This window comes from Pseudomonas marginalis (genome assembly GCF_008692035.1).
Taxonomy (GTDB): domain Bacteria; phylum Pseudomonadota; class Gammaproteobacteria; order Pseudomonadales; family Pseudomonadaceae; genus Aquipseudomonas; species Aquipseudomonas marginalis.
The window spans coordinates 3,238,153-3,257,438 of sequence record NZ_VTFG01000001.1; the positions used below are offsets into that span (position 1 = coordinate 3,238,153).

The 19,286-nt window shown below is 61.5% G+C and carries 22 protein-coding genes; 9 read left to right on the forward strand and 13 right to left on the reverse strand.

Annotation, left to right across the window (positions count from 1 at the left end; genetic code table 11):
- Positions 1-14: 14 nt before the first annotated feature.
- Positions 15-680, reverse strand: a complete 666-nt coding sequence (locus FX984_RS15090; protein WP_027605289.1) for a TetR/AcrR family transcriptional regulator — start codon at positions 678-680, stop codon at positions 15-17.
- A gap of 80 nt (positions 681-760) precedes the next feature.
- Entirely contained in the window at positions 761-2,662 is a 1,902-nt protein-coding gene (gene quiC / locus FX984_RS15095; protein ID WP_146477837.1) for a 3-dehydroshikimate dehydratase QuiC, read from the reverse strand.
- 223 nt (positions 2,663-2,885) lie between these two features.
- On the opposite strand from quiC, the gene FX984_RS15100 reads away from it, so the two are divergent.
- A complete protein-coding gene (locus FX984_RS15100; RefSeq protein WP_027605287.1) occupies positions 2,886-4,220 on the forward strand; it encodes an MFS transporter in 1,335 nt (444 codons plus the stop codon).
- Here FX984_RS15100 and FX984_RS15105 read toward each other — a convergent pair whose 3' ends face one another.
- Positions 4,221-5,099 (reverse strand): DMT family transporter, encoded by an 879-nt coding sequence (locus tag FX984_RS15105; RefSeq protein ID WP_027605286.1) that lies wholly within the window; start codon positions 5,097-5,099, stop codon positions 4,221-4,223.
- Between the two features lie 199 nt (positions 5,100-5,298).
- Here FX984_RS15105 and FX984_RS15110 point away from each other — a divergent pair, with 199 nt between their 5' ends.
- Genes FX984_RS15110 through FX984_RS15120 form a run of 3 tightly spaced genes read left to right on the forward strand, consistent with a single transcriptional unit; the run spans position 5,299 to position 7,622 of the window.
- Entirely contained in the window at positions 5,299-5,712 is a 414-nt protein-coding gene (locus tag FX984_RS15110) for a membrane lipoprotein lipid attachment site-containing protein (RefSeq protein WP_027605285.1), read from the forward strand.
- A 44-nt stretch (positions 5,713-5,756) separates the two neighbouring features.
- Positions 5,757-6,644 (forward strand): KPN_02809 family neutral zinc metallopeptidase, encoded by an 888-nt coding sequence (gene ypfJ, locus FX984_RS15115; protein ID WP_027605284.1) that lies wholly within the window; start codon positions 5,757-5,759, stop codon positions 6,642-6,644.
- Entirely contained in the window at positions 6,645-7,622 is a 978-nt protein-coding gene (locus FX984_RS15120) for a hypothetical protein (protein WP_027605283.1), read from the forward strand. It abuts the gene before it with no gap.
- Here FX984_RS15120 and FX984_RS15125 read toward each other — a convergent pair.
- Genes FX984_RS15125 through FX984_RS15135 form a run of 3 tightly spaced genes read right to left on the reverse strand, consistent with a single transcriptional unit; the run spans position 7,612 to position 9,718 of the window.
- Complete coding sequence (locus tag FX984_RS15125) at positions 7,612-8,241, reverse strand: HAD family hydrolase (RefSeq protein ID WP_051429340.1); 630 nt, start codon at positions 8,239-8,241, stop codon at positions 7,612-7,614. The two genes, FX984_RS15120 and FX984_RS15125, sit on opposite strands and share 11 nt — an antisense overlap.
- The gene (gene tesB / locus FX984_RS15130; protein ID WP_027605282.1) at positions 8,238-9,107 is read right to left on the reverse strand and encodes an acyl-CoA thioesterase II; all 870 of its coding nucleotides are present in this window, start codon (positions 9,105-9,107) and stop codon (positions 8,238-8,240) included. Before tesB ends, FX984_RS15125 begins: the two co-directional genes overlap by 4 nt.
- A 41-nt stretch (positions 9,108-9,148) precedes the next feature.
- Positions 9,149-9,718: a GNAT family N-acetyltransferase gene (locus tag FX984_RS15135; RefSeq protein ID WP_027605281.1), complete on the reverse strand. Its 570-nt coding sequence runs from the start codon at positions 9,716-9,718 to the stop codon at positions 9,149-9,151.
- Between the two features lie 76 nt (positions 9,719-9,794).
- Between FX984_RS15135 and FX984_RS15140 the strand changes: the two genes are divergently transcribed.
- The gene (locus FX984_RS15140) at positions 9,795-10,715 is read left to right on the forward strand and encodes a histone deacetylase family protein (protein WP_092358248.1); all 921 of its coding nucleotides are present in this window, start codon (positions 9,795-9,797) and stop codon (positions 10,713-10,715) included.
- Between the two features lie 171 nt (positions 10,716-10,886).
- Positions 10,887-12,113 carry a TIGR03862 family flavoprotein gene (locus FX984_RS15145; protein ID WP_146477835.1) on the forward strand — a complete coding sequence of 409 codons (1,227 nt, stop codon included), beginning with the start codon at positions 10,887-10,889 and terminating at the stop codon, positions 12,111-12,113.
- Between the two features lie 122 nt (positions 12,114-12,235).
- On the opposite strand, the gene rhlE1 is transcribed toward FX984_RS15145, so the two are convergent.
- Positions 12,236-13,573, reverse strand: a complete 1,338-nt coding sequence (gene rhlE1 / locus FX984_RS15150; protein WP_146477833.1) for an RNA helicase RhlE1 — start codon at positions 13,571-13,573, stop codon at positions 12,236-12,238.
- Positions 13,574-13,621: 48 nt separating this feature from the next.
- On the reverse strand, positions 13,622-14,518 hold the full coding sequence (gene yedA, locus FX984_RS15155) for a drug/metabolite exporter YedA (protein WP_065924994.1): 897 nt from the start codon (positions 14,516-14,518) through the stop codon (positions 13,622-13,624).
- A gap of 161 nt (positions 14,519-14,679) precedes the next feature.
- Between yedA and FX984_RS15160 the strand changes: the two genes are divergently transcribed.
- Complete coding sequence (locus tag FX984_RS15160; protein WP_027605276.1) at positions 14,680-15,141, forward strand: Lrp/AsnC family transcriptional regulator; 462 nt, start codon at positions 14,680-14,682, stop codon at positions 15,139-15,141.
- A gap of 86 nt (positions 15,142-15,227) precedes the next feature.
- Here FX984_RS15160 and FX984_RS32735 read toward each other — a convergent pair whose 3' ends face one another.
- On the reverse strand, positions 15,228-15,500 hold the full coding sequence (locus tag FX984_RS32735; RefSeq protein WP_027605275.1) for an acyl carrier protein: 273 nt from the start codon (positions 15,498-15,500) through the stop codon (positions 15,228-15,230).
- Entirely contained in the window at positions 15,490-16,056 is a 567-nt protein-coding gene (locus tag FX984_RS15170; RefSeq protein WP_027605274.1) for a hypothetical protein, read from the reverse strand. The genes FX984_RS32735 and FX984_RS15170 overlap by 11 nt, the downstream gene beginning before the upstream one ends.
- 55 nt (positions 16,057-16,111) lie before the next feature.
- Between FX984_RS15170 and FX984_RS15175 the strand changes: the two genes are divergently transcribed.
- A complete protein-coding gene (locus tag FX984_RS15175; RefSeq protein ID WP_092358240.1) occupies positions 16,112-16,402 on the forward strand; it encodes a DUF6124 family protein in 291 nt (96 codons plus the stop codon).
- Positions 16,403-16,447: 45 nt separating this feature from the next.
- Here the strand turns inward: FX984_RS15175 and FX984_RS15180 are convergent, their stop codons facing one another.
- The 3 genes from FX984_RS15180 to FX984_RS15190 form a co-directional block, all read right to left on the reverse strand.
- The gene (locus FX984_RS15180) at positions 16,448-17,059 is read right to left on the reverse strand and encodes a 3'-5' exonuclease (RefSeq protein ID WP_027605273.1); all 612 of its coding nucleotides are present in this window, start codon (positions 17,057-17,059) and stop codon (positions 16,448-16,450) included.
- Between the two features lie 46 nt (positions 17,060-17,105).
- Positions 17,106-17,582: an NYN domain-containing protein gene (locus FX984_RS15185; protein ID WP_024077544.1), complete on the reverse strand. Its 477-nt coding sequence runs from the start codon at positions 17,580-17,582 to the stop codon at positions 17,106-17,108.
- A gap of 117 nt (positions 17,583-17,699) precedes the next feature.
- On the reverse strand, positions 17,700-18,443 hold the full coding sequence (locus tag FX984_RS15190; protein ID WP_092358238.1) for a DUF2076 domain-containing protein: 744 nt from the start codon (positions 18,441-18,443) through the stop codon (positions 17,700-17,702).
- 180 nt (positions 18,444-18,623) lie between these two features.
- Between FX984_RS15190 and FX984_RS15195 the strand changes: the two genes are divergently transcribed.
- Positions 18,624-19,283, forward strand: coding sequence for a DUF7847 domain-containing protein (locus tag FX984_RS15195; RefSeq protein WP_065925008.1), 660 nt, complete (start codon positions 18,624-18,626; stop codon positions 19,281-19,283).
- Positions 19,284-19,286: the final 3 nt, after the last annotated feature.

A 19,286-nucleotide genomic window follows, 5' to 3' on the forward strand; every position in this document is an offset into this window, starting at 1 on the left:
GTCAGGCGGTGTACTCAGGCCTGCAGGTAGCGCAGCACCGATTCGCAAATCATCTCGCGATGCCGCTGTTTAACCGCCTCATCCGACAGGTCGATCTGAAAGATCTCACTGAACGTATGGCGGTTGGACACCCGGTAAAAGCTGAATGAGTTGATCAGCAGGTGCACGTCCAACGGTTCCAGCCCTTCACGGAACAGCCCCATCTCGGCGCCCCGACGCAAGGTCACGCCCAGCCCCTCGAGGATTTTGCTGTTCATCGCCTTGATGGTTTCGGTGCGCTTCACGTACTCGGCATTGTGGATATTTTCGATGCTGACAATACGCACGAAATCGACGTTCTGATCGTGGTGATCGAAGGTGAACTCCACCAGCCGCCGGATCGCCTCACGCGGTTCCAGGGCGGTGAGGTTCATCCGCGTTTCGGTGTTGCGAATATCGCCGTAGAGCTTCTCCAGCACCTCGACGTACAACTGCTCCTTGCTGCCGAAGTAGTAATAGATCATGCGTTTGGAGGTATGGATGCGCTCGGCGATGGCATCCACGCGAGCGCCGGACAGGCCCTGCTGAACAAACTCGACGATGGCTTCCTGGAGAATGTTCTCGCGGGTCTTTTCCGGGTTGTTCTTACGACTCTTGCGCGGTGCGTCTGACACCGCGGGGAGTTCGGGACTTGAGGTCATGGTGCGCTCACGGCCATTTTTGTTGTGCAGGCCGCGATTATGGGCCGAGGCGTCCTACGAAGGAAGCACCAGGCCCACCGTTATAAGCGCGCCTGGCGCACCGCGCCGCTGCGGGATTTGGCCATCGCCGCCAAGCGCACCGCCACGTTGGCTGCGCCGTAGCCGGCGTAACCGTTCTTGCGTTGGATGATCTCGAAGAAAAACCGTCCCTCGAAGGGCTCGGTGTACACATGAAACAACTCACCGCCCTGGGCGTCACGGTCGTACAACACGTTGTAGTACGCCAGTTCGCTGAGGAACTCATCATCGAAATCAAAGCGCGCGGCCAGGTCATCGTAGTAGTTGAGCGGAATATCCAGCAGCGGCACCCCGGCCTCCTTGGCACGGCGCACTTCGGCAAAAATATCCGCGCAGTCAAAGGCGATGTGATGCACACCCGAGCCGCGATAGCTCGACAGCGCGTGGGATATCGCGGTGTTGCGGTTCTCGGAAATATTCAGCGGCAAGCGAATCGAGCTGCAACGGCTGCGCAGCGCACGGCTTTTCACCAGGCCGTAGGGGTCGGGCAGTACCACTTCGTCATCGGCTTCGAAATCCAGCAGGCTCTTGTAGAACAGCACCCAGCTGTCGAGGCTGTCGGCCGGCAAGGCCATGGCCATGTGGTCGATGCGCAGCAAACCACCGCCGGCCGCGCTGGACGCTTGCAGATTGAAGTCGGTGTCGTAGATCCCGCCCTCACTCTGATCCACCAGGTAGATCAGGCTGCCGTCCGGCGCACGCACCGCCGCCAGCTCCAGCTCGTTGGGCCCGACCAGGCCGCGGTAGGGCTGGCCTTTGTAGGCCACCGCCCGTTCCAGGGCCTTGGCGCTGTCCTTGACCCGAATCGCCGTGGCGCACAACGATGGCCCATGGGCCTCGAAAAAGTTATGCGCAAAGGAATAGGGTTCGCAGTTGAGGATCAGGTTGATGTCGCCCTGGCGCAGCAGGCTAACGCTCTTGGAGCGGTGCTGGCCGGCCTTGACGAAACCCAGGCGCTCCAGCCAATGGGTGAGCTTGGCGCCGAGGTTTTCATCCACGGCGAATTCGAGGAACTCGATACCGTCGTATTCGCTGGCCGCCGGGGTATCAAACAGAATCTCGACAGGTTGCGCGGGCGCCTCCTGTTGCAGGCGCTCGCGGGTTTTCTCTTCCAGGTACAGCAGGGAGCGCAGGCCATCCGCCGCATTCGCGCGGGTTGGCGCGGCGCGGAAGCCATCGTTGAAAATTTCCAGGGACAACGGCCCGGTGTAGCCGCTCTTGATGATCGGCGCGAGGAACCCCGCCAGGTCGAATTCACCCTGGCCGGGGAAGCAGCGAAAATGCCGGCTCCACTCCAGCACATCCATGGCCAGGATCGGCGCGTCGGCCATCTGCACGAAGAAGATCTTGTCGCCGGGGATCTGCGCGATGGCGCTCGGGTCGCCCTTGAGCGACAGCGTGTGGAAGCTGTCGAGCAACACCCCAAGGCTCGGGTGATCGACCTGGCGCACCAGGTTCCACACCTGCTGCCAGGTGTTTACATGCTTGCCCCAGGCCAACGCTTCATAACCAATGCGCAGGCCGCGACGGCCGGCGTGTTCGGCCAACAGGCCGAGGTCGTCGAGCAGGATGCGTTCATCCCCGACGCAATCGGCCGAGGCATTGCTGCACACCAGCACCAGGTCGGTGCCCAGTTCCTGCATCAGGTCGAACTTGCGCTCGGCGCGATCCAGGTTGCGCGCCAGGCGATCGCGGCGGCAGCCTTCAAAGTCGCGAAACGGCTGGAACAAGGTGATGGCGATGCCGAGGTCGGCGCACATCTGCCTGACCTCACGGGGGCTGCCGTCGTAATACAACAAGTCGTTTTCGAAGATCTCGACCCCATCGAACCCGGCGGCAGCAATGGCTTCGAGCTTTTCCGGCAGGGTACCGCTCAAGGACACGGTGGCGATGGAACGTTGCATGGGCGACTCCCGGCAATTGTTGTTTGTGGCAAATTATTCGCCCCCAGACTACCCGCAGCAATTAAAATGTACGAACCGGTTAGTTTTTGGTGCGATTATCGAACACTAAGCCTCTTTAGCGAATTGACGATTTTTTAGCCACTGCGCACCATCAATCACGCAGCGACACCCAAAAGAAGACCCACAACACCTCATAAAAATTTCAAAAAACGGGTACAACCACATGCCTTCGCAAAACTCCGCCCTGGCCGCGCGCCCGGGCACCCCGCACGCCGGCATCGGCGACAAGATCCGCGGCGCCCTCGCCGTGGGTAAAACCCGCTGGGGCATGCTGGCCCTGGTGTTCTTTGCCACCACCCTCAACTACATCGACCGCGCAGCCCTGGGCGTGATGCAACCGATCCTGGCCAAGGAAATGAGCTGGACGGCGATGGACTACGCCAACATCAATTTCTGGTTCCAGGTCGGCTACGCCGTCGGCTTTGTGCTGCAAGGCCGGCTGATCGACCGCGTGGGCGTCAAGCGCGTGTTCTTCTGCGCCGTACTGTTGTGGAGCCTGGCCACCGGTGCCCATGGCCTGGCCACTTCGGCGGTCGGCTTTATGGTCTGCCGCTTTATCCTCGGGCTGACCGAAGCCGCCAACTACCCGGCCTGCGTGAAGACCACGCGCCTGTGGTTCCCCGCCGGTGAGCGCGCGGTGGCCACCGGTATCTTCAATGCCGGTACCAACGTTGGCGCGATGATGACGCCGATGCTGCTGCCGCTGATCCTGCATGTGTGGGGCTGGCAGGCGGCGTTCCTGTGCATGGCGTCGCTGGGCGCGATCTGGCTGGTGTTCTGGGGTTTGAAGTACTACAACCCGGAAGACCACCCAACCGTCAAACAATCCGAACTGGACTACGTGCAACAGCAAGTCGAACCGGAACAACCCGGCGTACCCTTCAGCCGCATCCTGCGCATGCGCGGCACCTGGGCCTTCGCCATCGCCTATGCACTCACTGCACCGGTGTTCTGGTTCTACCTGTATTGGCTGCCGCCGTTCCTGAACCAGCAATACAACCTGGGCATCAACGTGACCCAGATGGGTATCCCGCTGATCATCATCTATCTGACCGCCGACTTCGGCAGCGTGGGCGGGGGGATTCTGTCGTCGTTCCTGATCGGCCGTGGGATGAACTCAATCAAGGCGCGGTTGCTGTCGATGTTGCTGTTTGCCTGCTGCATCGTCGGCGTGATCATGGCGGCCGGCTCAAGCCAGCTGTGGGTTGCGGTGTTCGCCATCTCCCTGGCCATCGGTGCGCACCAGGCGTGGACCGCCAACATCTGGAGCCTGGTGATGGACTACACGCCCAAGCACATGATGAGCACGGTGTTCGGTTTCGGCGGCATGTGCGCGGCCATCGGCGGCATGTTCATGACCCAGATCGTCGGCCACATCCTCACCGTCACCAACAACAACTACACCGTGTTGTTCACCCTGATCCCGGCGATGTACTTCATTGCGCTGACCTGGATGTACTTCATGGCACCGCGCAAGATTCCGACCGTAGACGCCTGATCACCTGCGCCGCTGCTGCCAGGCAGCGGCCAGACCGCTCATGCAGATCACCCCGATGCCGACCACCGTGGTCACATCGGGGGTATGGTTGAACACCAGCCAGCCCAACAACCCCGCGAAGACGATCTGGCAATAGCCGAACGGCGCCAGCAAGGCCGGTGCGGCAAAGCGGAACGCCTGGGTCAGCATCAAGTGCGCAGTCATCCCACAGGTGCCCAGCGCCAGCATCAGCACCCCGTGCCACAGCGTGGGCACCTGCCAGAAGAACGGCACCATCGCACTCATCACCAAGGTATTGCACAGCCCGGCGAAGAAGTTGCTGGTGGTGGGCGTGTCGTATTGGCTGAGGATGCGCGTGAGCAGTTGGTAGAAGCAGAAGAACAGCGCCGAACACAGCGGCAGCAACACCGCCGGCGTAAACAACTCACCGCCTGGGTGAATGATCACCAGCACGCCGACAAACCCGCAGATCACCGCCAGCCATTGGCCGCGTGTCACGTGTTCGCCGAGCAGCGGCACCGACAGTGCCGTCACCAGGATTGGCGCAAGGAAGTTCACCGCCGTGGCTTCCGCCAACGGGATGTAATGCAACGCCGTGGTGAAAAACAGGCTGGTGCCCAACAGGCACAAGGCCCGCACCACCTGCATCCCCGGTCGTTTACTGCGCAGCACCCGCAAACCCGATTGCGGCAGGAAAATCCCGGCCATCAGCAAGGTGTGCACCACGTAGCGCGCCCACACCACCATCACGATCGGGTAAAACCCGGCCAGGTACTTGGACAAGGCATCGTGGCTGGAGAACAGGAATGTCGCCAACACGATCAGCAAAATGCCTTTGAAGGGATGGTTGACGCCGGATAGGGGGGTGCTGACAGTCATGGAATTCTCTTGCGTGGCGAGCGGAACGCTGAGCACTGAACGAAGCAGCGCTCAACCCGGTAATCTAGCAGCCGGGCTGGAGCCTGCCCCAAGAGCATAACCAAACACCGGGCGAACAGCGCACTAAATCACCGGATTCGAGTCCAACGCAGCACCTTAGCCTGCGCATTGCATACTTTTTAACCAAGGCCTCGTTGCTATGAAAAAATTCCTCTTTGTTCTTTCTGCCCTTGCCCTGCTGACCGCCTGCGACCAGGCGTCCAAGCAAGCGCCCAAACCTGCGCCGCCTTCCGTGCAGGCCGCCCTGGTACCCGAAACCCCGCCCACGGATAAATGGGTCGGCAAATGGATCGGCGTCGAAGGCCTGCACCTGACCATCGCCAAGGACGACAGCGTCGGCCGTGGCCATTACCTCCTGACCATGCAATACGGCCTCGACGCCGACGACTCGGGCACCTTCAAGGGTGAAGCGGCCGAAGACGGCATCGCCTTCACCCGTCCGGACGGCCCGCAACTCCTACGCGCCGGCGACGGAGAAGCGACCGGGCTGAAATGGCTGGCGGACAAAAAAGACTGCCTGATCGTCGCCACCGGCGAAGGCTATTGCCGTTAATACCGACCATACTCAATCACGGTTAGCACACAGAGGATTGCCCCATGCTATGGAAAAAAGGCCGACGCAGCGACAACGTGGTGGATGCCCGCGATGACAGTGGCGGCGGCGGTGGCGGGATGCGCTTTGGCGGCGGCAAGGGCCTGAGCCTGACCGCGATTGTGCTGATCGTCGGCATCGGCTGGCTGACCGGCCAGGACCCGATGCAGATCCTCGGCCAGTTGACCGGCCAGATGGAACAGGCGCCCTCGGTGAGCACGCAGTCGCGCCAGGCACCGCCGGCCAACGATGAGCAGGCCGACTTCGTACGCGCGGTGCTGGGCGATACCGAAGACACCTGGGGCCAGGTGTTCCAGGAAAACGGCCTGGCCTACAAGAACCCGAAGCTGATTCTGTTCCGTGGCCGGGTCAATTCCGCCTGCGGTGGCGCCACCTCGGCCAGCGGCCCGTTCTATTGCCCGGCTGATCAGCAGGTCTATCTGGACCTGGATTTCTTCCGGGAAATGTCCCAACGCTTCCAGGCGGCCGGCGATTTCGCCCAGGCCTATGTGATCGCCCACGAAGTCGGGCACCACGTACAAACATTGCTGGGCATTTCGTCGAAGATCCAGGCCGCACGCCAGCAAGGCCGACAAATGCAAGGTGACGGTGGCCTGCTGGTGCGCCAGGAGCTGCAAGCCGACTGCTTCGCCGGTGTGTGGGCCAACCGTGCGCAAAAGCGCCTGAACTGGCTGGAGCCTGGCGATATTGAAGAAGCACTGAACGCCGCCAACGCCATCGGCGATGACCGTTTGCAGCAACAGGGCCAGGGGCGCGTGGTGCCGGACTCGTTTACCCACGGCACCTCGGCACAGCGGGTGCGCTGGTTCAAGACCGGCTTCGCCCAGGGCCAGATCACTCAATGCGACACGTTCGCTGCCAAGAGCCTATAAATGAATCAACGATTGGGACTGCTGTTGGGCCTGTTGCTCATCTCGTCATCCGCCTGGGCCGCCGAGCAGGGCGTCAAGGTGGTCAGCCCCGAGCGTTTTCATCTGGAGGCCGGCGATCTCAGCCTCGGGCTGAGCCAGGACTGGCGCCAGCCACTGCCCGACGTCACCCGCGCGTTGATCATCGTGCACGGGCGCCTGCGTAATGCGCAGACCTACCTGCAAAGCGGAATGGATGCCGCCGAACACGCAGGCGTTGGCCCCACCACATTGGTAATCGCACCGCAGTTTCTCAATGGGGCCGACGTGAAGCGCAACCATCTGGACAATCAGTTGCTACGCTGGAAGGGCAATGACTGGATGGCCGGCGATGCCTCCACCGGCCCAGGCCAGATCAGCTCTTTCGGCGCCCTCGACCAGATCATCAAGCACCTGGGCAACCGCACGCTGTTCCCGGCGCTGAAGGAAATCGTGGTCGCCGGTCACTCCGGCGGTGGCCAGGTGGTGCAGCGCTTCGCCCTCACCGGCCACGCGCACCCGGCCCTGCAAACCGAGGGCATCCGCCTGCGCTATGTGGTGGCCAACCCCTCGTCCTATGCCTACTTCAGCCCACAGCGGCCGGTGAAGTTCGAGACCGCCAGTTGCCCGGGCTTCAACACCTGGAAGTACGGCATGCAGCACCTGCCGGCCTACGCCAACGGCCAAAGCGCCGAGCAGCTGGAACAAGCCTACGTATCACGCACCATCACTTACCTGCTGGGCCAGCAGGACACCGACCCGAACCACCCGGCGCTGGATAAAAGCTGCGAAGCCGAGACCCAGGGCGCGTATCGGCTGATTCGTGGGCACAACTACTTTGACTACCTCAAACAGCGCCATCCGCAATTGCGCCAGACGCTGGTGGAAGTGCCGGGGGTGGGGCATGACGGGGATGGGATGTTTACGTCGCCCGAGGGCCAGAAGGTATTGTTCACTCAGTAATACCTGACGAAACAGTCTCAAAATATGGGAGCTGGATCATCCGGCGCAATGCAGCGCAGTCTGCAGCATGCCAATCCGCCAGCTCCGGCCACGGGTTCTCCGGCAGGTTGACCAACACCGTCCGCGCCCCTGCCGCCCGGCCGCAGTCCAGGTCAAAACGGTAATCGCCGACCATCACCATCTCGCTCGGCGATACATCCCACGCCGCCGCCAACTTCAACAACCCACCCGGATCGGGCTTGGGCGGCGCATCGTCGCGCCCCAGCACATCGTCCACGGCAAAGCAGTCCGCCAGGCCGATCGCCTCCAAGGTGATATGCGCCAACTCCCGCGCATTGCGGGTCAAAATGCCCAGGCGATAACCGCGCCCGACCAGCTCGCGCACCAGTTCCACCGCACCGTCCGCCGCGACGGAGCCCAGCGCCAGCTCGCGCTCATGTTCCAGCAGCCAGGCGTGCTTGGCCGCTGCGATGTCCGCTGGTAATGCGGCAAGGTGAGTGAGGATGTCGTCCTCGGGGGGAATATCCAGGGCCACGCGAATCGCCGCAAAGTCATGCACCGCCACCGTCAGGGTGCCGTCCATGTCGAACACCCAGTGCTTAACGTCCGTCAGGCTCATGCCCAATCCTTGCGATGGCGAATCAAGCCTTCCTGGGTCACCGACGCCACCAGTTGCCCGGCGCGGTTGTACACGCTGCCGCGGGAGAACCCACGGGAGTTTCCGGCCCATGGGCTGTCCATGGCGTACAGCAACCAATCATCGGCACGCAGGTCGGCGTGGAACCACAACGCGTGGTCGAGGCTGGCGACCTGCATGTCTTTCTGCCACACGGTCTTGCCGTGGGGCAGCAACGAGGTGGTCAGCAGGCCGAAGTCCGAGGCGTAGGCCAGCAGGTATTTGTGCAGCGCCGGCGTATCAGCCAGGGCACCATCGGCGCGAAACCACACATATTTGACCGGGTCGGACGGCTGCGGGTTGAACGGGTCTTTTTCGGTGACCGGGCGCACTTCGATGGGCTTGGGGCACAGCAGCTTGTCGCGCATATGCTCGGGGATCAGGTGCGCGCGCTGCTGGGTCAGTTCCAGCTCCGACGGCAGGTTTTCCGGGCCGACCACCACGGGCATGGTGGTCTGGTGCTCGAAGCCGGCCTCGTCGTACTGGAACGAAGCGCTGCAGGTGAAGATCGGGTGGCCCTTCTGGATCGCCGTCACGCGGCGCGTGCTGAAACTGCCGCCATCGCGTACACGGTCCACCGAATACACCACCGGCAACTTCGCATCGCCGGGGCGCAGGAAATAGCCATGCAGGGAATGCACATGTCGCGCTTCTTCGACGGTCTGGCTGGCGGCCGACAGCGACTGGCCGAGCACCTGGCCACCGAACAGTTGGCGAAAACCCAGGTCCTGGCTGCGGCCGCGAAAGAGGTTTTCCTCGATCGGCTCCAGGGTCAGCAAGTCCACCAGATCTTCCAATACTTGGCTCATAGAGCAACTCCTACAACAATCGAGAGGGCATTCCGGGCTGCTTATCCGTGCAGCGTGTCCAACCATTGGGCGCGGGTGATGCGGTACAAAACGTGGGGGCGCAGCGGGTCATCGGCTGCGACCTTGGGGTGTGCAAAATCTGCCTGGGGATCGTAATGCATACCGATGGCCTGCATGACTTTTTGTGATGGCAGATTGGCTTGAGTGGTGAAAGCGACGATTTCGTCCAACTGCAAACGGTCGAAACCACAGCGCAGCGCGGTCCAGGCCGCCTCGCTGGCATAACCCAGGCCCCAATGCTCACGGGCCAGGCGCCAGCAGATTTCCACCGCCGGGGTAAAGTCCGCTTCGAAGCTGACGTTCTGCAACCCGGTCAGGCCGATGAACTCACCGGTGTCCTTGCGTTGCAGGGCCCACTGGCCAAAACCGTATTCGGCGAAGTGGCCGCGAATCCGGCCGATCAGGGCGGCACTTTCCAGGTGACTCAATCTGGCCGGGAAATAGCGCATCACCTGCGGGTCGGCGCACATGCGCGCAAATTCCGTCAGGTCGGCATCGCGCCATTGGCGCATGACCAGGCGCGCGCTTTCCAATTGCAATATCTCCTCCATGGGTCCCCTCCCCTTGCCATGTGCGTGAGTGTACAGCGCTGTTAAGATCCTTCGCAGATCCCCGTCAGAAAATCCCATGCCTTTGCCATTGATCTACCACGATGACTACAGCCCTGAGTTCCCGGCAGACCACCGGTTCCCCATGGACAAGTTCCGCCTGCTGCGTGACCACCTGGTGGCCAGCGGCCTGACCGAAGACAGCCAATTGCTGCGCCCGTCGCTGTGCCCGGCGGAGATTCTGGCCCTCGCCCATGAACCTGGGTATATCGAACGCTACATGAGCGGCGAGTTGTCCCGCGAAGACCAACGGCGTCTTGGCCTGCCCTGGAGCGAAGCCCTGGCCCGGCGCACCGTGCGCGCGGTCGGCGGCTCGATCCTGGCGGCGGAGCAGGCGCTGGAACATGGCCTGGCCTGCCACCTGGCGGGCGGTACCCACCACGCCCACTACGACTACCCGGCGGGCTTTTGCATCTTCAATGACCTGGCGGTGATCAGCCATTACCTGCTGGCCAGCGGCCGGGTCAACCGCGTGCTGATCTTCGACTGCGACGTGCACCAGGGCGACGGCACCGCGCGCATCCTCCACGACACGCCGGAGGCGATCACTGTGTCCCTGCACTGCGAAAAGAACTTCCCTGCGCGCAAAGCCCAGAGCGATTGGGACATCCCGCTGCCCATGGGCATGGGCGATGCCGACTACCTCACGGTGGTGGACGACGCCCTCAACTACCTGCTGCCGCTCTACCAACCGGACCTGGTGCTGTACGACGCCGGCGTCGATGTGCACAAGGATGACGCCCTCGGTTACCTCAAGCTGACAGACGCAGGCGTGGCCGCCCGCGATGAAAGCGTGATGCGCCATTGCCTGGGCCGCGACATCCCGGTGATGGGCGTGATCGGTGGCGGCTACAGCAAGGATCGCCCCGCCCTGGCCCGCCGCCACGGCATCCTGCACCACAGCGCGCAGCGGGTGTGGACGTCATCAGGGTGTCATTGAAGTGTGGGCGTTACCCACAATGCCTGTGGAACGGCCTGTGGATAACTTGAGCGTAAGCGTCTAAGAGCCCGTAGCTGTCTAGCCTGTAGGAAGCTGTACATTTTTTGATCAGGCAACGCCGCGCGCCTCGGGTAGAATGCTCGGCTTATTTCCGCGATCGTAGCCCTGCCCATGTCCGATATTTCCTCTCGACACGTCTCCATCATCGGCGGCGGCCCTGCCGGGCTGATGGCCGCCGAAGTCTTGAGCCTGGCCGGGGTGCGGGTAGACCTGTACGACGGCATGCCGTCGGTGGGGCGCAAGTTCCTGCTGGCGGGCGTGGGCGGCATGAACATCACCCATTCCGAGGCGTACCCGGCCTTTGTGGCGCGCTATGCCGAGCGTGCCCCGCAAATGGCAGCGTTGCTGCGTGGGTTTGATGCCGAAGCGTTGTGCGAATGGATTCATGGCCTGGGTATCCAGACCTTTATCGGCACTTCCGGCCGCGTGTTTCCCACGGATATGAAAGCCGCCCCACTGCTACGTGCCTGGCTCAAGCGCCTGCGCGACCAGGGCGTGGTTATCCACACCCGGCACCGTTGGGTGGGCTGGAATGCCGAGGGTGATTTACTTATCCACAGCCCGGACGGCGAAAAAGTTGTCCACAGCGATGCCGTGCTCTTGGCCTTGGGCGGCGGCAGTTGGTCGCGCCTGGGCTCCGACGGCGCCTGGCTCAAGCTGCTGGAGGATAAAGGCGTGCCTTGCGTGGCCCTGCAACCCAGCAATTGCGGCTTCGAGGTGTCGGCCTGGAGCGACTTTATGGTCAGCAAATTCGCCGGCGCACCGCTGAAAAACGTCGCCATTGGGCTGGGGGATGACAAGCCGCGACTCGGCGAATGCGTGATCACCGCCACCGGTATCGAGGGCAGTTTGATCTACGCGCTGTCGGCGCCGATTCGTGAGGCGATCAACCGTAATGGCTCGGCGACGGTGCATATCGATTTGCTGCCGAGCAAGCCATTGGACAAGGTCCAGGCCGCCTTGACCAAGCCGCGAGGTTCGCGCTCGATGAGCAAGCATTTGCACAGCCAATTGAGTTTGGATGGGGTCAAGGCGGCGCTGTTGCGAGAGTTGGCACCCGCCGAACACTTCAATGACCCGGCGCAATTGGCGGTGGCTATCAAGGCGTTGCCGCTGACAGTGGTGAAGACACGGCCGATGGATGAAGCCATCAGCACCGCAGGCGGCGTGCCCTTTGAAGCGTTGGATGAGCGGCTGATGCTCAAGCAATTGCCGGGGGTGTTTTGTGCGGGGGAGATGCTGGACTGGGAAGCGCCGACCGGCGGGTATTTGCTGACGGGGTGTTTTGCCAGTGGCAGAGCGGCTGGGCGGGGGATGTTGGAGTGGCTCAACCGCTGAGGTCTGCGGTGGATTCAAAGCCGCCATCGGGGGCAAGCCCCCTCCCACATCTTGATTTGTGAATACATTCAAACTGTGGGAGGGGGCTTGCCCCCGATGAGGCCATCAGCCACACCGCAAAATCACTTCTTCTTACGCGGCCCGGTATTAAACACCGGCACCTTGCGCACCGGCTTGATCGAAGGCTCCGACGGCGCCACTTCACCACTGTCCACCCACTTGCCGAGGTTGCGCTTGCCACCGCCACCACCGGACGCCTTGGGCTTCTTCGGTTTTTTCGGCTTCTTCACCACCTGACCGCTGGCATCGGTATCCGGCACGCGGTGTTCCGGCTCGAAGTCCTGTTCCATCTTGCGGGTCAAGGTCTGGCGGGTCAGCATCTCGATGGCCGAGAGCATGTTGACTTCATCGGCACACACCAGGGAAATCGCCTCACCGGTGTTGCCTGCGCGACCGGTCCGGCCGATGCGGTGGATGTAGTCCTCGGCCACGATCGGCAGGTCGAAGTTGACCACCAGCGGCAGGTCTTCGATATCCAGGCCTCGGGCCGCTACGTCGGTGGCGACCAGGATCTGCACTTCGCTCGATTTGAAACGGTCCAGCGCGCGTTGGCGTGTGGCTTGCGGCTTGTCGCCGTGGATGCCATCGGCGTTGATGCCCAGGCCCTGCAATTTATCCACCAGCGCATCCACGCCGTTACGGGTCTTGGCGAACACCAGCACCTGCTTCCAGCGGCCTTTGCGCATCAGGTGCACAAACAGCTCCGCCTTGCGCTTCTTGTCCACCGGCACGACCCATTGCTTGACGGTGTTGGCGGCGACGTTACGCGGGCTGACTTCGATGGTCAGCGGGTCGTTGAGCATCTGCCCGGCCAGCAGGCGAATGTCATCGGAGAAGGTCGCGGAGAACAGTAACGTCTGGCGCTTTTTCGGCAGCATGCGATAGATGTTCGCCAGTTCTTCGGAGAAGCCCAGGTCGAGCATGCGGTCGGCTTCGTCCAGCACCAGGGTTTGCAGCTGGTTGAGTTTCAGCGCGTTCTGGCGGAACAGGTCGATCAGGCGGCCCGGCGTGGCGACCAGGATATCGACGCCCTTGCGCAGCTTCATCATCTGCGGGTTGATGCTCACGCCGCCGTACACCGCGTAGGTGGTGAGCGGCAGGTGCTGGGCGTATTCCGCAACGCTGGCGTGAACCTGCTCGGCCAGCTCGCGGGTCGGGCACAGGATCAGCGCGCGCGCCGAGTTGGCGGCGACTTTCGGCCCTTCCAGGGTCAGCAGTTGCAGCAGCGGCACGGCGAAACCGGCGGTCTTGCCGGTGCCGGTCTGGGCCGCGGCCATCAGGTCGCGACCGGCGAGCACCGCCGGAATGGCTTGCGCCTGCACCGGCGTCGGGGTCTGGTAGCCGAGCGTCTCAAGGGCGCGCAGCAAGGGTTCGATCAGGCCAAGTGTGGCGAAAGTCATGTAGTTACCGTAGGAAAAATTCAGCGCAAGGGCGTAATGCGCGGCAGTTTACCTTATTTCCGGCTTGGGCTTTCGCCACTGGGGCAGGCTGATCAACAGCACGGCGCTGATAATCACCAGCATGGCCAGGGCCTCTTCCAGACCGATGGTCTCGCCGATGAATACAATCCCCAGCAAGACTGCGACGGCGGGGTTGACGTAGGCATAGCTGGTCGCGGCCGCCGGGCGTACGTGCTTGAGCAGGTACATATAGGCGTTGAAGGCGATGATCGAGCCGAACACGGCCAGGTAAGCCAGGGCCAGCCAGCCTTCCAGCGGCGGCATGGCTTGCAGGCGCTCACCGGTCAGCGCGCTGGCGATCAACAGTGTCACCCCGGCCACCAGCATTTCTGCGGCACTGGCCATAGCGCCCGGCGGCAACGGCAGGCGCCGACTCCACACCGAACCAAACGCCCACGACGCCGCTGCAAACAACAATAAAGCGGCGCCCATGGGGCTAGACTGCAACGTGCTGCCCATGTTGAGCATGGCGATACCGATCATGCCCAGGATCACCCCGGCCCATTCCAGCCGGGTATTGCGTGCGCCCCAGAAATACCCGCACAGCAAGGTGAACAACGGCACGGTCGCCACCGCCAGCGCCGCCACGCCGGACGACACCCCAGTGTGCTCGGCCACACTCACCGCGCCATTGCCGAAGGTCAGCAGCAAAATACCGATCTTGGCAGCAGCCTTCCACTGCTCCCAGGTCGGCGCCGGCGCCCCACGCCAACGCAAAAATCCATACATCGCCGCACCCGCCAACAAAAAGCGAATACCGCCCAGCATCAGCGGTGGCCAGTATTCAACGCCGATGCGAATCACCAGGTAGGTGGAACCCCAGATCACATACAGTGCAAAAAAGGCGGCGATCAACGGTAGGGGAAAGCGACGTGTGCCAGGCATTGGGCGGCTCGAAGGCAGAGATAAGAGAGGCTTATTCTAAAAAGGCAGGCCGTTAAACATAAGTTACAAAACCTGTTTAAACCGCCAGTACACTTTCCAAAGCATGGTTATGAGGGCTATAAATCGTGTTTTCGAAAGCCATCCCCGAGTAGAGCCTTATCATGGACAAATACGACCGCATGCTCCTCAGCGCCCTGCTCGAAGACGGCCGCGCCTCCTACGCGCAACTGGCCCGCACGGTAAACCTCTCCGCCCCCGCCGTGGCCGAACGCGTGGCCAAGCTGGAAGCCAGCGGGGTGATCACCGGGTACCAGGCCAAGGTGGATTTTTCGAAAGTGGGCTTGCCGATTCAGTGCGTGATCGAACTGCGGCTGACCAACCACGGCAACCAGAAGGTCTATGACGCACTGGCCGAAATCCCGGAGTTGACCGAATGCCACCGGGTAACGGGCGATCCGTGCGTGATCATGCAAGCGGCGGTGGGCTCGATGCCGGAGTTGGAGAGTTTGATCAATCGGCTGGCGAAGTTCGGGTTCAGCAAGACCTCGATTATTTTGTCGAGCGCGATCGAGCGGCGGGTGCCGTTGGGGCAGTTGGAAACCAATGGCAAAAGTGGTGGCTGATCTACCGCCATCGGGAGCAAGCCCCCTCCCACAGTTTGATTTGTGAATACATTCAAAATGTGGGAGGGGGCTTGCTCCCGATGGCGTCAGTGGCCGCACTGCAAATTCGAGCGTTCAACGATCAAGTCAACTATCTGCTGGATGGTAGTGATGTGATCCCAATCTTCCTGGGTCGCTTGCAAGTTGAATTGCCACTTGATCTGCATGACAAAGCAGGTCAAATCATCATCAATAATCTTGAAGTCATGGATGAAGTCCGTTTGCTCCGTGACCTGGCTTCGGTCGATGAAACCGATGATATCGACGAATAGCTGAATCACCTTTTCGCTGATCTCGGCTCTAGTCGGGCTACCTTCCATTTCTTGCCTCATAGGCGCACTTACCAATACTGATTAGATCAAAGACAGCCAACCCCGCAGCAACGAAAGGAATGCCCCGTCCAATAATGCCAAATACCCGGACGGTGCCAAACGTTGCTTTCGCCATTCTGGCCACCGTGGGTTGCCTGATCAATGTACGAGGGAAAAAGCGCATTCCAATGAGACTCGCCAAGTTCGTCGTTTTGCTGGAGCCAACATGAACCCAAGTGCCCACGGCAATTTTGCTTATAGGTATGCCCGCGGCGCCAGTGAGAACCGTTGCGGCCGTCAAGCCATAGTGTTGCTGTGTACATTTCCAGAGTTCGTCAAACGTGGTGCTCGGCACCGAGGAGTCAGCATGAACGGGCTTGAGTAACTGGTAACTGGCGCCGTGGGTCCAGCCTGGCGAATTAGGTAAAACCATGACTGCCGGGCAACTTGTCATCGTGTTTCCCAAATGAAACGCCATGCTTGAAGTTGAGCCGAAATCAATGCCGTTGCCTTGGAGCTCAAACTGGCTTCGCACGATTGCTGTGTGAAGATCGCTTTCCTGCATGACGTAGTCCCTGTACGTAAATGACAGCCGGGATCTTAGGTCGCAGCGAAGGGCTATAGACGGGAGAAGGGAAAATCCAGAAAGGTCCGACAGGACAGCAAGGCTAAGCCTACCGACTATTCAGAAAGCAGATAAACGCCCTCAAGATGCCCCGCCCTTCATCCTGAATGACAACCTGAGCCTCGAAGACGCCCTCGCCCATGCGGCGGATTTGCTGCATTGCGCGGTGGGCACTGCGCACTTGTCGGGTGAGGGGATTGATGTGCAGCAGCGGGCGGTGATGCATTTGGTGGAGATGGCGAAGGGGGTGGTGGATCGGGCGTTGGAGTGTGTGCAGCCTCGATGAACGACAGATAACCGCCCCTCCCACATTTTGAACGGCGTTGTTCTGTCAGAACCCGCGATGTTTCTTCAAATGCTCATTGATCTTCGCCGCCGGCACTTTCTGCAGGGTGCACAGCAGGTCGTGGGACAGTTCGCGCAAGCCATGGGTACGCCGCAGTTCCTGGGCCAGGTGCGTCGTGAGGTTGGCGGCCATTTCCGCATCCGCCAGCGCGCGGTGGGCCTGGCCGGTATGGGGCAGTTTCGCGTAGGTGTTGAGGGTGCCGAGCTTGTGGTTGGGCGCAGCCGGCATCAGGCGGCGGGCCAGCAGCAGGGAGCAGGCGAATTTTTGCAGGCGGGTGCGGCGGATCAGGCCCAGTTCGAAATCCCAGAACTTCTGGTCGAACGCGGCGTTGTGCGCCATCAGCGGCGTGGTGCCGACGAACTCGTTGACTTCGTTCATCACCCGCTCGGCCGGCGGGGCGCTGCGCAGCATGGCGTTGCTGATGCCGGTGAGTTGCTCGATAAAACCGGGCACGCGCACACCGGCGTTCATCAGGCTCTGGTAGCGGTCCACGATCTGGCCGCGTTCGAGGATAACCACCGCGATTTCCGTGGCCCGGCAGTGGCTGCTCGGGGTGATGCCGGTGGTTTCAAAGTCGATGACCGCTATACGTTCCAAACCTGTTCCAACTCCGTCTAACCCTTTATTTATTAAGCCGCCGTACTTATTTGAGCAGCAACGCGCCTTCGATCGGCACGTAGCGGCTGGCGGCACGTATCAGTGAGTTGGCCGTCAGCCCCGGTACGCCGTAGGCCACGGCTTCGACGCCGTGCTTGTGGATGATGCGGTCGAGCAGCATGTCGAAATCGCCGTCACCGGAGGCCAGCACAATTTCGTCAACGTGGTCGGCGGCGTCCATGATGTCGATGGTGATGCCCACGTCCCAGTCACCCTTGGCCGAGCCGTCGCTGCGCTGGATATACGGCTTGAGTTTTACCGTGAACCCCAGGTTACGCAGGATCTGCTGGAACTGCTGCTGCTTGCTGTCACCGCGGTCGATGGCATACGCATAGGCCTCGACGATTTGCCCACGCGAGCTGATATCAGCCCAGAGGGCGGCGTAGTTGAAATGGCAACCATAGGCCTGGCGGACGGTGTAGTAGAGGTTTTGTACATCGGCGAACACTGCAATTTTCTTCACCGCACTTCCCCATGACAGCCAGGCGCCAGGGCCCGGAAAGGGTGCCAGTATGCCAGCCGCGAGAAGGTTGCCGGGAAAAATCAGACCGGGGCGGCTCAGCGCCCCGGGCCGGGAGGGTCAGACGAAGGAATCGTCGTCGCCGAAGGAGGAAGAATCGTCGGAATAGTCGCTGTCGGCAAAGCTGTCCGAGGCGTTGTCGCTGCCCCAGCTGTCATTGCCGGCGAACTTCTGGTCATCGTTGCCCCAGTTGCCGTTGTCACTGGCGGGCGCCGGCTCTTCACGGATGATTTCTTCCACCACCTGCGGCTGTTGCGAGTTGTGGTTGAACAGGCTGCTGATGCCTTCGGCCAGCAACACACCGCCGGCCACGCCCGCGGCGGTTTTCATCGCGCCACCGAGGAACCCGCTGCCAATGGGGGCGGCGGCCGGTTGCTGCGGCTGTTGATAGTTCTGTTGCGGCGCTGGCTGGCCAAAGGACGGCCGCGCCGGTTCACGCCAGCCGCCGCCGGAAGAGGCCGGAGCGCTCTGGGCCGGTTGCGGGTCACGGGAACCGCCGCCAAAGATACTCGACAGGAAACCACCGCCGCTCGCCGGGGCCGCTTGTGCGGACTTGGCCCGCTGCAACTCATCCTGCAATTGCTGGATCTGCTGCGCCTGTTGCTTGTTCTGCGCGTCGAGACTCTTGAGCGCGTGTTCCTGCACCAGGATCGACTGGGTCATGTAGTACCCGGCGGCCGGTTGGCGAGTCATATGCTCCTTGATCCGCGCTTCGGCCTGGGCGTCGCGGGGGGCTGAGTCCGTTTCGGCTTGCTGCAACCGTGAAAACAGTCCATCGATCAGGGTTTGCTCTTCGCTGTTCATGGCGACCTCGTTAGATTGCCGGTAGAAATCGTGGCCTTGCCTGTGATCAGGCCAGGTGCTTAACCGTTATGGGGGTGTTACGAGTTGTTTCAATGGTCTTTACTCAAGGTTTACATTTGCTTACCGCTGGCCATCATCGGTTAAAGTGTTGCCCTTGCTTTCAGGCCTGCGATGAACCCGATGAATCCGTTAGACGTATTGCGCGACTCCTTCCGTTTTACCCGAGGCAACCTGGGCGCAATCGTCCAACTGTGCCTGCCATTGGTGATCCTCGAAGCCCTGTTGCAACAGCTGCTCGACCATACGCTCGGCGCGGATGCGTTCCCCGGCTACAGCGTGGTGGTGGGTTTGCTGGTGTACCCGCTGTACACCGGTGCCTTGATCCTGTTTCTCGACGCCCGCACCCGTGGCGAGTCGCCGCGCACCAAGGACATCTGGGCCATGGCCCTGACCCTGTGGCCGCGCTTCGCCCTGCTGACCGCCATGAGTACCCTCCTGATTCTGCTGGGCCTGTCGCTGTATTTCCTGCCGGGCCTGTGGCTGATGGTGGTGTTGGCGTTCGCCGAGTACCTGCTGGTATTGCGCGGCATGCCGGCACTGGAGGCGATGAAGGAGAGTTTGCGCCTGACCCGTGGGCATTTCTGGCGAATCCTGGTGTGCCTGTTGTGTGTCATGACGCCTCTGTGGCTGCTCAAGGGCGCCAGCGTCGCGGCCTATCCCAACCCCGCGCCGCTGCTGGGGCTGTTGATGGACAGCGCCCACAGCTTCCTGCAACTGTTCACCAGCGTGGTGCTGTTCCGTTTATTCATGCTGATCGGTGGCGATGCCGACGCGCGGTGATAT